Below are 13,757 nucleotides of genomic sequence, written 5' to 3'. Positions count from 1 at the left end.
TGAAAAAACTAGTTTTCTTAAAAAACATTCTTCAGTTTTAAAAGTTATGTTTCTATGTGTTAAATATTTTTTAGGTATTAGTTATCTTCTTATTGTTGCTACTATCTCCAGCATTTTTTTAGTTTCGTTTTCAATTACATCGTAATCCTGCTCTTCTATACGTTTTTTGCTGATGAGTTTGCTTCCTAATCCAACCGCAGAGGCTCCGGCCGAAAACCAGCTTTCAATGCTGGCATGAGTAGGTTCTACACCGCCGGTAGTCATGAAAACCAATGATGGGAAAACATCTTTTATGCTGCTTAAAAATTCTGTGCCTAAAATGTTTCCGGGGAAAAGCTTTACGAGTTTTATTCCGGCATTTTCAGCCGCTATAATTTCTGTTGGCGTCATACAACCCGGAGCGTATAAAACTTCTTGATCTTTTAAGAAATCAGCCACTTCAGGAACAAAACCCGGACTAATAAAAAAGTCGGCTTTTGCATCGTTGAAGTCTTTGGCTTGTTGGAGGTTTTTAATTGTTCCGATACCTAATAACATTTCAGGTAATTCGGCATTTCGAACCGCAACCATTTTTTTGAAATTCGATAGCGCTTCAGGACCTCGGTTGGTGTATTCTACAGCTCTGATTCCTGCTTTGTAAAGCGTTCTTAAAATTTCGACACTAATAGCTTCATCGGTTGTAAAATACAACGGAAGAATAACTTGCTCAGCAATAACATCGATGGTTTTTTGAATGGTGCTCATCAGTTTTAAATTTTAACTTTAATGACGATTTTTTTAATTGTTCCTTCGCCAATCATAGCCGCGTGAACATCTGTGGGAAATAAAATCGCAAATTGTTTTTCCTGCAATTCAAAAAACATATCCGGTTTGTCGTGAAAGAAACGAACATCTCTTTCGTCGCTGTATTCCCCGTTTGGACTCACGCATTTTTCTCTTGGTTTCCATGCAAAAGTTTCAGGACCTTTTATCGAAATCTGGATGTCGATATTTTGGTCATGACATTCAAAACCTTTTATACTTTCTTCTTTGGTTGCGCCTTCGCCAACAATTACGATAACTTTTAATCCTTCGGCAATTTCAAATGCACCTTCTTCGAGTTTGCTAATGTCATTTTGATTTACGTAATCAAATGCTTCTTTGAATTTAGGATGAAGGCTGAAATATTTTGCAGCGTTTTGTAATGAATCTACAATCATTTTATTTGGTTTTTATGTTTTCTATTTGAACTTTAAATAATTATTAATGCTACTTTTTAGTTAAATAATTACTTTATATTGTTTTGCTTAAAATACTGGTTTATAAATGTTAAATGTTTATATATCAATATTAGTTATTTACACTGTCTTTTGTCATGAAAATTTTTATGAATCCTGTCAGAGCGATAATCAACTCCAAATATTTTTCTCTAATATAATGTTTTTTTCAAACACATTTGTATATTTGCGTGTACGCACACGGGCTTTTACAAATGTATATAAAAAGTTAAGTAAAACAACTTATATTCAATAAAAAAATAATAATTTCGAATGATCTAAAGCATCATTTAACTTAAAACTCATCAATATCATAACGATAAAAAAAATTGCCGAATTAGCCAACGTTTCCCCTGGAACTGTTGATAGAATTATACATAATCGTGGGCAGGTTGCTCAGGAAAATGTAGATAAAGTAAATGCAATTATTGAGCAATATGGCTACAAACGTAATATTCTGGCGAGTAATCTGGCCTTGAATAAAAAGTTTCATTTTGCAGTATTTTTACCTCAATATGAAAATCTGGAATATTGGAAAAGCCAAATTACAGGAATAGAAAAAGCAGCTATTGAGTTTAGTAAATTCGGTATTGTACTGGATTATTTCTTTTATGATTTTAATGCAGCTTCGTTTAAAGAAGCCGTTAAAAAAGTGCTGGAATTTGATTGCGATGGACTCTTATTTGCTCCTATTTTTTATGAAGAATCGGTACGTTTTCTAAGTGAATATGAAAAGAAAAATATTCCCGTTGTCATGATCGATTCGAATATTTCTAATAATGACGAACATGCTTATGTTGGACAAGATGCTTTTCAGAGTGGTTATCTTGCCGGAAGACTAATCAGTTTTGCGGTAAAAAATGAAAGACAAATTCTGATTTTTAAAATCACCAGAGAGATCGAAAGTACATCGGTTTATTTGCAGCGCATCAATGGTTTTTATTCGTTTTTTAAAGATCATAATGAACTCAGGAATTTTAAATTTTCTGAAATTACCATCAAAGATTCCGGAATTGATCAATTGAATCTGGAAATGTTTTCCGGCATCAATAGTGTTTTTGTACCCAATTCGAGAGCTTATATTGTCGCAAGATTTTTAGAACAAAACCATATAAAAGGCGTGAGAATTATTGGTTACGATTTATTAAAAGATAATATCAAATACCTCAATAAAGGAGTAATCGACTTTCTAATCAACCAAAGACCGGAAGAGCAGGGGTATATGGGAATTAATCACTTGTATAAAAAACTGGTCCTGCAGGAAATTGTAGAGAATACACATTATATTCCGTTGGAAATTATTCTGAAAGAGAATTATTTTCCTGCACCTAAGTGATTTTTTTCTGTAAAGTTATTTAATTAATCTCGCAAAGGCGCTAAGTCGTAAAGTTTTTAGTCTTAGAATCTTAGTAACTTAGCGCCTTTGCGAGAAACTATTTCTTCACCTTAACAACCAACGGATTATTGATCTTTTTAGCAAACGAACTCAAATACGTTTCCCATTGTTTTTGAGTTTGAAACGGGCTTCCTTTTTTCCATCCAAAACCAACATAATAGATTGCTTTATTGTTCTTTACGTCAATTTTTCCGTAAAGATTACTTAAATCTTTATCTTCGGTAATATGATTATCAAAACTTGTTAAAGTATTTTTTGGAGCCACAATTCCGGTTCCAATTTCAGAATCATCGATAGGTTCCCAATGGCTCAACCAGCCTTCTTTTATATTGGTTCCAATAGTTCCTTTTTTATCATGCAGCGTTAATCCGGCCGCAATAGATTTTGTTCCGGTAATGTTGATTTCAAAACGAGAAAGGTAACTTCCGTAATCCAGACTGATTAATTTCGATTCGGTTATTTTGTTGCCTTTTACATCCCAATCGGCATAAGTCAGGATAAAACTTGTTCTGATAGGTCCGGTTGTGATGGTTTTCCAGCTAGTGAAATTCTTAGAAAAATAGTATTTATCATCGACCTTAACGGCAATTCCGCCTACACCACGACTGTCACCTACATGAAAATTATCCAAACCTTCGCCAGTATCTTTATGATACGTTCCGGTTCCGTTAGTGGCTTTTTCGTACCATTTATTGATAATTGGATAATCGACTCTTTTTAGCCACGCATCAATTCCGCTGGTTAAAGTTCCGCCCGCAATTTTGTCTTCGACCATTTTTTGAGCCACAGGACCATAAGTTCTAAAGGCGACTTTATTATTTTCCCATGCATAATCATCTGTTCGTTCCGGAACAAATCTCGAATAACAACTAATTGTAGTTTCTTTTGATGGATTTTCGGCAACCAAAACTTCAAAATCTTGCTGTGATGAAGCTTTTATTTTAGGTTGAAATAATAGTACATCAATAGTTCCATCACCATCATTATCGATAGATTGTGTGGTCAAAAAAGTATTTGTACCAGCTTCTTTTACAGTATAATTTTCCAGTTTAACAGAAGTGGGTAATCCAAGGGATTTTTTGGTTAATTCAATGGTTTCGAATTCACGATCTATAGGAAGGGAATTGGTAACGGTAATGATTTTGTTTTGAGCATGAACGGCAATACTACTTGCCAGAATTGCGAGAAATAAAACAGGCTTTTTCAAAGTGGTTATTTTTTAATGTTTGTAAAGTGACATTTTAAGAATGATAAAATTACAAATAGATAATTGATTAAAAATACAGAATTGGGGTAAATATGTGCAGAATTTGGATAATAGAATTAACTTGATCTATTGGTTGGAACTATTTAAACACATAGGTACATAGGATAGTTGAACTCAAAAAAGGCATTTTACTTTCATTAATAATCCCGTCCCGAAGTTTCGGGATCTGGACTATGTATGAGAAACTGGTTTCTTTTGATTGTCTTTTTCTAAAGATAAAATCTATGTTTCTATGTGTTTAATAAAAAATATTGCCCAAAGCAAAGTGAGTAAATTAAGTAATTAGCGTAATAATTAAATACTATCTTTAGATGATAAATTTAAAACCCCATGAAAAAAAGCTCCGGTATTTTACTCTACAAATTTATTGACAAAACGATATTCTTTTTATTGGTTCATCCGGGTGGTCCGTTTTGGAAGAATAAGGATTTAGAAAGCTGGTCGATTCCGAAAGGAGAATTTACGGAGGATGAAAATCCGCTTGATGCTGCAAAACGAGAGTTTTACGAAGAAACCGGTTTTAAATTAGAAACCGAATCAGAAACCGATTTTATTAAACTTGACTCAGTAAAACTAAAATCAGGTAAAACCATTTTTGCCTGGGCACTAGAATTTGATATAGATGCAACGCTTGTAAAAAGTAACGACTTCGAAATGGAATGGCCTCCAAAATCAGGAAAACAACAATCGTTTCCGGAAGTTGACAAAGCCGAATGGTTTCAAACCGAACATGCTTTGAAAAAAATAAATCCCGCACAGGCTGATTTTATTGTTCAGATTATTTCTAAAATTTCTTCTTCGCTCTAAAATTTGTCTTGCTTTCGGGAATAATTTTGTAATTTACATTTTCGGTCAAGCCGAATAATTAAAAATGTAACCGTTGGGTGTAATGGATAAAAATTTAATTAAACACATAGAAACATAGATTTTATGATTTTGAAAAAAGTAAATCAAAAGAAACTCGTTTCTAACACATAGCTATGTTTTTTAATGCAAGTGAAACGTCTTTTTTTGATTTCAATAATTCTATGTTTCTATGTTTTAAAAATAATTACACCCAACTGGTTAAAAATGTAAATTAAAAAATATGGAAGTTAAGTGTATTATTTTCGATTGTGATGGAGTTCTTGTAGATACTGAAAAAATTGGTAACGGAATCATGCTTGAAATGGCAGCAGAATATGGTTTTAAGATGAAACTGGAAGATGCGTATCGCGATTTTAACGGTCGTAAATTAAAAGAGTGTTTCCTGTATATCGAGAATGCTATTGGCAAAAAACTTCCCGATACTTTTGAAGCAGATTATCGTGAGAAAAGTTTCGAAGCTTTTAAAACGCAGGTGAAACCAATGGAAGGCATCGTTGAATTTCTTAATAAATTAAAGATTCCATATTGTGTAGCTTCAAGCGGTCCGGTTGATAAAATCAGACTGAATCTTGAAGTGGCAGGTTTACTGGATAAATTCGAAAATAAAATATTCAGTTCGTACCAAATTAATAGCTGGAAACCAGATCCCGAAATTTTTCTGCACGCTGCAAAAGAAATGGGATTTGAAGTAAAAGATTGCATCGTAATCGAAGACAGCAAAGCCGGGGTAATCTCTGGAATAAAAGGCGGATTTAAAGTTTACGGTTTTGCCAATGGTTATAATAATGAAGATTTAGAAAAAGAAGGAGCGGAGCTTTTTCATTCTTATGAAGAGTTAAGCAAAATACTTCAATTTTAAAGAACGGTTTTCGACCCTCCTAAACTGAGTAAATTATTAATTAGGTGTGCTGTATTTCATAAAAAAGTTCCGTAGGAACGAATCATTTTGTAGGGATGGATTTTAATCCATTCTATGCGTTACAACAAGCAATTGAGCCAGTTTTGTCATTTCGAGGAACGAGAAATCCTCGCAAGTAACTCCGCAACGAAAATCCAATCTTTATGGAGCTTCTCGCGAGGATTTCTCGTTCCTCGAAATGACAAGATCATGGTTACGTAATTTTTTAAATTTTCTCACTATCTAATTAGAATATTCTCTAATTTCTTCATTACCAAATTCTTTAATTAAAATGTAATTTGTTACATTAAAATAAATTTTTATATATTTGATTATAGAGATTCATTTTTTTTGATGCTTTTAATTGTGAAATTATAATTTTAAGAGTAGTAATAAGAATGTCTTTTTTTGCTTAAAAATGCCTTTTCCCAAAGGGGGATTTTTGAGACTGTAGCTCTTAAAAAGCTACGAACTAACCTACAGACCGAAACAAAAATGACAAAATTTTTACTTAGAATTTTAGTTCTATGGATATCACTTTTGTATCCAATTGTTAATGCCCAAATTAAAAAAATTGGAGTTCCTTTTATTACCAATTACAACCCTAAATCCTATAAAGCAGCATCTGAAAACTGGGATGTTTTGCAGGATTCTAAAGGCATGATGTTTTTTGCGAATCATTTTGGTATTATGCAATTTGATGGCGTGAGATGGAGCATTGTGGCACAGCCGGAAAATAAAAGTATGGTTCGTTCTCTTGCGATCGATAAAAATGATAAAATGTATGTTGGTGCTCAGGGCGAATTTGGTTATACGGTTCAGTTACCAAACGGACAATATAAATACACTTCTCTGGTAAAGTTGCTGCCGGATTCTGCCAGAAATTTTGGTGATGTATTGCATACGGTTATTCGCCATAAAGAAGTAATTTTTTTCTCGAATGAAGAACTTTTTATTTTTAAAAACAACAAAATCAAAGTAATACGATCTGAGGCCAAGTTTGATGAATTTTTTGAAGTTGGCAAAGAAATCTATGTTTCAGATAATGTACAAGGTTTGCTGAAATTAGAAAATGATGCCTTAGTTGAAATTCCGAACAGTAAAGAATTTATTGGAATGAAGATTAGGAAAATCTTTGAAACCAATGAAGGTTTGATCATCCTGACACAAAAGAAAGGTTTATTGGTTTACAAAAACAATCTGTTAAAACCTTTTATAACCGAAGCAGATAATGTATTGAAACAGAATCAGATATCAACTGGGATTTTACTTTCTGATGGCTATTTCGGAATCGGAACTCGTCAAAACGGATTGATAGTTATTAATAGCAAAGGAGATTTAATTCAGCATATTAATAAACAGACAGGTTTACAAAATGATTATGTGACCAACCTTAAAATGGATAGGGAAGGCAATTTGTGGGTAACTTTAAAAGATGGTATTTCGATGATTCAGATTTCGTCGCCGTTATCAAAAATAATCGATACATCGAATTCAGAAACAAAAATATATTGCAGTCAGATTTATCAAAACAAATTGTATATCGCTACTGATAATGGTGTTTTTTGGTTGGATTGGAATGCTTACAAAAATGGCCAGCATGAGAATGTTCACTTTCAGCATATATCAGGAATGTCTGAAAACGTATGGAATATTGGCATTTTTGGAAACTCACTTTTGGCTTTTGAGAAAAATGGAGTTTTTGAGATCAAAGGTAATTCGGCACAATTGTTAGCCAGAACAGATGGTGCCTGGCAAGGTGTTCTTATTCCGAATCATCCTGATTTATTGCTTGTGGGCGGTTATAATGGCTTGTATTTATTAAAACAGATCAATAATTCCTGGGTGTATCAACATAAAATAAAAGGTTTTGAAGAAAGCAGTAGGGTAATTGTAACCGATGAAAATGAGAATATCTGGATTGCGCATGGTTACAAAGGCATCTTCAAAATGAGATTGAATAAAACATTTGATGCTGTTTCGAACATTGAATTTTATAATGATAAAAATGGTTTTCCGTCGAGTTTGTTTTTAAATAATTTCAAAATTAAGAATCAGATTCTTTTTGGAACCACAAAAGGTGTTTACAAACAAGATACTCATTCAAAGAAAATGATTCCTGATAGTAATTTCAAGAAATATCTGGGAATGAACAGTCATATTCGTTTGCTTAAAGAAGATCCTCAAAACAATATCTGGTATCTTTCTGGAGAGAATACCGGAAAAATGGAGCATAAAGCGGGCGGAGGTTTTACTGTAGAAGAATTGCCTTTTCGAAAACTGAGATATTTATACATTCCGGGTTTCGAGAATATTCAGACGACTTTAGACGGAGATGTGTTTTTTGGAACACAAGAAGGATTGATTCACTATAATACCACCAAAAACAAGAAATATCAGTCGAAGTACAAAGCAATAATTTCTGAGGTTAAATGTATTTTTCCAAAAGACAGTTTGTTGTTTTCCAGCAGATATGATGTACTTCCAACCAATATAGAATCGGCAAATACATTTTCGCCTGTTTTATCGTATTCGAATAACGCTTTGCACTTTTCGTTTGCATCACTTTGTTATGATGAGGCCGATGCAACTAAATACGAATATTGGCTCGAAGGTTTTGAGCCTAAATGGTCGGATTGGAATCTTCAGACCGAAAAAGAATATACCAATTTACCGGAGAACGAATATATTTTTCACGTAAGAGCAAAAAATATTTATGATGTTGTCAGCGAAGAAGCCGTTTTTAAATTTGAAATTCTACCACCTTGGTACAGAACAACCTGCTCTTATATTTTGTATTTGATATTGTTTGGCGTTTTGATTTATACGATTATCAAATACCAAAAAAATCTGGCTGAACGCGAACGTGAACAGCTAATCCTGAATCAGGAAAAGGAATTGCTCCGAAATCGCGCCGAATTAAACGAGCAGAAACTGGCTTTAGAACAGGAAAACATGGCCATTATGAAGGAGAATCTCGAAACAACGATTAATCTCAAAAATGCAAAAGTTGCTTCGAATACCGTTAATCTTATTCATTTAAATGAAATTTTACTTTCGATAAAAGAGCTTATTGGTCAGATTGATAAGAACAATGATTTTAATACCAATTTTGGTCTACTAAAGAAAATCAACCGAATCATTGATCACGAATTACAAGGAGATCAGCACTGGAATGAGTTTGAAGAAATTTTTAATCAGCTTCATGATAATTTCATGCAACGATTGAAAAGTAGTTTCCCGGAACTAACTCCGCGTGATATGCGATTGTGTGCTTATTTGCGAATGAATTTTAATACCAAAGAAATTGCACCACTTTTGGGGATTTCTGTTCGAGGAGTTGAAGACACGAGATATCGCATTCGTAAAAAATTACAGCTTTCTTCGGAGGCAAATATTACGGAGTTTATTTTGAATTTTTAGATGGGTTTATTTTTTCTCGCAGATTTGGCAGATCGAGCAGATTTTTTTAATTTTTTTTATCCCTTAATCTGTGGCTAAAATTTTTCACGCAGATTTTAAAAAGATTGATGCAGATGTGCGCAAATGTTTTATTTTATAACGTATTAATTCTAAAAGTTCTAAATTAATCGCGATCATAACCGCAATCTTGTCATCCCGAGGAACGAGGGATCTCCGCAAGAAATTCTACAAAGATTGGCTACATTTGTTGCGGAGTTTCTTGCGAAGATTTCTCCTCCGTCGAAATGACAAACTAAACGCAAACTGCATTTTCTTTCACATTCCTACAATTAAAATCCATCTTCTATCGGTTTATAACCAACACATAACGAATTTTTTACTATCAGTAAAATCCTAAGTAGATTTACGCTTTTTGCGGGCTAATTATTACATTTTTTTACAAACACCGTAGTCAAACCGTATTGTAAAATGTAAGTCTTGCCTGATTTATTTGTTAATATTGTCTCATTATTATTACAATAGCAATCTGTTTTTATAAGCAGGTATTTATTGTGCTAATAATCTTTACTAACAAATAACCTAAAAACAAATGAAACAAAAAGACTCTTTTTTCGGCCGACCACCGAAAAGCAATTACAATGTACTAAAAAGGTGTTTAATGTTACTCGTTCTGGCATTATTTCCACTCTTAAAAGTTTACTCACAATGCAACACCTTAATTTGGTCGGATGAATTTAACGGGACAACCGTAGACACTACCAAATGGCAAAGTATTTCCGGAAACGGCTGTCCATCGCTTTGCGGATTTGGAAATGCCGAAGCACAGCGTTACGATCCTGCTCAGGCGACAATTGTCAAAGAAGGAACAAACAGCTATTTGAACATTCAGGCAAAATACGAACCCAATGCTGCCTTTCCGTCACAACCGTATTCTTCTGCAAAACTCACCACAGAAGGTAAATATGCCATCAAATACGGAAGAATCGAAGCCCGTATGAAATTATCTAACGGAATGGGCGCATGGCCTGCTTTCTGGATGTTACCTGCAGGAACTTCAAACTGGCCTTTTACAGGTGAAATTGATATCATGGAAGCCAAGCACAGAAACCCAAAATCTGTAGACGGAACGCTTCATTATGACGCAGGTGGCTATCATTATACTGGAAGAAGTTATTCTTCACCAACGGATTTATCTTCAGAATTTCACGTTTATGCGGTAGAATGGGGACCAAATATCATTAAATGGTTTATAGATGGCAATTTATTTCATACTGCCACGCCACAAACGACTGTAAATGGCGGATGGCCTTTTAATGACCAACAGTTTTATATTATTTTAAATCTGGCTGTTGGTAGTGGCGGAACGCCTTATACAAGTGTAAACGGAGCAGGTGTAGAACCAATTCCGGCTGACTTTCCTGCAAAGCTGCAAGTAGATTATGTTCGTGTTTACAGTGGTAGTTTTACGTATGGCGTTTTGGGCGATGCAAAAGTATACCATAACGAAACAGGCAAAACGTATTCGATCAATGCGATTCCCGGAGCCGCTTATAATTGGACCGTTCCGGCTGGAGCATCAATTACTTCAGGACAAGGTACCAATACAATTACTGTAAATTGGGGAACTACAGGCGGAGATGTTTCTGTAGCGACTACAGTGTCAGGATGTGCCAGTAATACTTATAAATTGGCCGTTGTAACAGAAGTGCCTTTACCGGTAGAAAGAATCTACGAAGATTTTCAATCGAATAGAAATATCGTCTACGGACTTAAAACAGGAGTTTTGACAGAAGCGGTGGCAAATCCATCGGCTACAGGAATCAATACTTCGGCTTTGGTGGGGAAATATGTTCGTAACGCCTCTGAATTGTATGATGTTATGAATATCAAAAATGTAACCATCAGCAATGCGAATGATTATGTATATGGCAGAAAAAAACTTTCTTTTGATATCTATACCTCGGCGCCAGTTGGAACTAAAATCTCGATGCAACTCGAAAATAGTTTAGTAACCACAGCAACAAATTTCCCTTCAGGAAGACATAGCGGTTACAAAGCCACAACTACAGTTCAAAACAAATGGGAAACTATTGAATTTGAATTCGAAAAAGTAATCGACGCCAATACAAGCGCGTTATCTATTAATAATGTAGTTTTTCTTTTTGAATCGAATTCGAATACCGGCACGACTTATTATTTTGATAATTTGCTTACCAGAGCAGCGCCCGAAAAACCAATTATTGCTACAGATGTTCTTCAGAATTATGATGGTATCAATAAGATAATTAAAGGAACTACAACCGGAGTATATTCTGTTGTGGCAAATCCCGGAGCAAATGCGGTTAACTCGTCTGCGAATGTGGCAAAGTATGTTCGAAATATTACCGAACAATATGATGTACTTTTCTTTAATACGCAAGGCAATATCGAAGATGCAGGTTTATTAAAAAGTCAGACCAATAAAATCATGATAGATGTTTATACTACAGCGCCAATTGGTACAGTGGTTAGTCTGAATTTAGAGAATAGTGCAACGTCGCTTCCGGCTAATTTCCCTACAGGAAGAAACAGTAATTATGTTGCCATCACGACCAAACAGAATCAATGGGAAACGCTGACTTTCTACTATAATTCAAGTCCGGATCCGGGAACATCTAATCTGGCGGTCAATCAAATGGTGATATTAGCCAATTCAGGTTCTTTTACAAACGATACTTATTATTTTGATAATATCAGAATTGGTTCTACTAAATTACCGGATACTTTTACGCCCGGAGTAGTTTACGAAGATTACCAAACGGTTCATAATATCACGTTTAGAGATGCAATTGGAACTTATACGGCAAACACGCCAAATCCAAGTGCAAGCGGAATCAATACCTCTACAAACGTTGGAAAATATGTTAGAAAATCGACTGAATTATATGATAACTTTTCATTCAATACCGCTTTAAATAATATTGGAGATTTCAAAAGCGGAACGAAGAAATTTGCTATGGATGTGTATACCTCTGCGCCGGTTGGATCTGTAATTTCATGGCAGGCAGAAAGTAGTGCTTCGGTTCCTTCTAATTATCCTGTGGGGAGACATAGTATTTATCAGGGTGTTGTAAAACAAACCAATACCTGGCATACCATTACGTTTACTTATGCGAGCGCTCCGGATGCATCGACACTAGATACTGAAGTGAACCGGTTTGTGTTTTTGTTTGAACCGGGAACAAATTCAGGAAATACGTATTATTTTGATAATATCAGAGCGGTAAATTTAGTGGGAACAGAAAATCCTCCGGCAACTTTACCAGCGCCTTGGATAAGTTCAGATTTAGGTGCTGTAACTCCAGCAGGAGAAGCCACTCATGCCAGCGGAACTTTTACCATAAAAGGATCAGGAACTGATATTTGGGAATCAAGCGATCAATTTCAATTTGTAAATCAGTCTATTACGGGCGATGGAGAAATTATAGCCAAAGTAAATTCGTTAACCAATACCAACACTTACGCAAAAGCCGGAGTAATGTTTCGCGAGACACTTACACCAACTTCTAAACACGCTATGACCGATATTACGGCTGCAGCTGGAGTAGAATTTTTATCCAGAGATGCTGTTTCAGCAATCACAACGGCTCAGACAGCTACAGGAACGACTCCAAAATGGCTTCGTGTAACAAGAGCAGGAAATGTATTTACGTCTTATACTTCAGATAATGGTTCAACCTGGACACAATTGGGTACGCCAAGAACAATTGCTATGGCCAATACTATTTATGTGGGAATGGCAGTGACTTCTCATGCAAACGGAACTTTGGCAACAGGAGTTTTCAGCGATGTTATCGTTCGAAATATCACGCCGCCAACAAACAATGTCAATTTGGCTTTAGCCAAAACAACTTTAGCTTCTTCAGAAGAAAATGCCACTTATTCTTCGGCGAAAGCCACAGACGGAGACGCAGGAACAAGATGGGCGAGTAGTTTTGTCAATGCAAGCGAATGGATTTATGTTGATTTAGGAAGTAATTACAACATCAATCGTGTAGTATTAAAATGGGAAGCCGCTTTTGCAACCCAATACAAAGTACAAATTTCGACGGATAATGTTTTTACCGAAAATGAAACTGTAAACACACAAACGGCCAGCGACGGAGGAACAGATGATTTGACGGTGAACGGAACCGGAAGATACATTAGAGTTTTATGTACGGCGAAAGCTTTGGCTCCGTACGGATATTCTCTATTCGAAATCGAAGCTTACGGATCTGCCTCTACAGCTAAGAAAGCTGCGGTTGTAACTGAAGAAGCTGATGCAACAACTACAGCATTTGCAGTATATCCTAATCCGGCAAGCAATTATATTCAATTGGCAATACCTGAAAAATTAGACAACAAAATCGTAACGATTTATGATGATTCAGGAACATTACTGGTAGAGAAAAAACTGAATGCTGATGCTAAAGAAGATGTCATAGATGTAAGTAAACTTAGAAAAGGAATTTACATTCTGAACTTTAAATCTGATCAAAAAAGCTGGTCTAAAAAACTGATCAAGCAATAATCTAAAACCCAGTTGGGTGTAATGATCCTTAATAGTTACACCTAACTTTTATAAATAAACTCGTAGTTATGATTCTTTTTAACACATAGAAACATAGA

8 protein-coding genes are annotated in these 13,757 nt (G+C 35.0%); 5 read left to right on the top strand and 3 right to left on the bottom strand.

Translation table 11 applies throughout. The annotated features are described in order from the left end of the window. Positions 1 to 81 precede the first annotated feature (81 nt). Positions 82 to 744 (bottom strand): bifunctional 4-hydroxy-2-oxoglutarate aldolase/2-dehydro-3-deoxy-phosphogluconate aldolase, encoded by a 663-nt coding sequence (locus LNP81_RS21180; protein WP_230039282.1) that lies wholly within the window; start codon positions 742 to 744, stop codon positions 82 to 84. 5 nt (positions 745 to 749) lie between these two features. Further along, complete coding sequence (locus LNP81_RS21175; protein ID WP_230039281.1) at positions 750 to 1,199, bottom strand: NanQ anomerase/TabA/YiaL family protein; 450 nt, start codon at positions 1,197 to 1,199, stop codon at positions 750 to 752. A 361-nt stretch (positions 1,200 to 1,560) separates the two neighbouring features. On the opposite strand from LNP81_RS21175, the gene LNP81_RS21170 reads away from it, so the two are divergent. Beyond that, the gene (locus LNP81_RS21170) at positions 1,561 to 2,592 is read left to right on the top strand and encodes a LacI family DNA-binding transcriptional regulator (protein WP_346432759.1); all 1,032 of its coding nucleotides are present in this window, start codon (positions 1,561 to 1,563) and stop codon (positions 2,590 to 2,592) included. Positions 2,593 to 2,689: 97 nt separating this feature from the next. Here LNP81_RS21170 and LNP81_RS21165 read toward each other — a convergent pair whose 3' ends face one another. Further along, positions 2,690 to 3,859, bottom strand: a complete 1,170-nt coding sequence (locus LNP81_RS21165) for a BT3233 family polysaccharide utilization protein (protein WP_230039280.1) — start codon at positions 3,857 to 3,859, stop codon at positions 2,690 to 2,692. Between the two features lie 390 nt (positions 3,860 to 4,249). On the opposite strand from LNP81_RS21165, the gene LNP81_RS21160 reads away from it, so the two are divergent. From LNP81_RS21160 to LNP81_RS21145, 4 genes are all read left to right on the top strand, one after another. Beyond that, positions 4,250 to 4,726: an NUDIX hydrolase gene (locus LNP81_RS21160; RefSeq protein ID WP_230039279.1), complete on the top strand. Its 477-nt coding sequence runs from the start codon at positions 4,250 to 4,252 to the stop codon at positions 4,724 to 4,726. A gap of 280 nt (positions 4,727 to 5,006) precedes the next feature. Next, on the top strand, positions 5,007 to 5,645 hold the full coding sequence (locus LNP81_RS21155; protein WP_230039278.1) for an HAD family hydrolase: 639 nt from the start codon (positions 5,007 to 5,009) through the stop codon (positions 5,643 to 5,645). A 534-nt stretch (positions 5,646 to 6,179) separates the two neighbouring features. Further along, positions 6,180 to 9,107: a triple tyrosine motif-containing protein gene (locus tag LNP81_RS21150; RefSeq protein ID WP_230039277.1), complete on the top strand. Its 2,928-nt coding sequence runs from the start codon at positions 6,180 to 6,182 to the stop codon at positions 9,105 to 9,107. Positions 9,108 to 9,765: 658 nt separating this feature from the next. Further along, complete coding sequence (locus tag LNP81_RS21145; RefSeq protein WP_230039276.1) at positions 9,766 to 13,659, top strand: family 16 glycosylhydrolase; 3,894 nt, start codon at positions 9,766 to 9,768, stop codon at positions 13,657 to 13,659. Positions 13,660 to 13,757 lie beyond the last annotated feature (98 nt).

The organism is Flavobacterium piscisymbiosum (assembly GCF_020905295.1).
In the GTDB taxonomy this organism is placed as follows: domain Bacteria; phylum Bacteroidota; class Bacteroidia; order Flavobacteriales; family Flavobacteriaceae; genus Flavobacterium; species Flavobacterium piscisymbiosum.
This window is presented reverse-complemented; position numbering and strand designations above follow the sequence as displayed.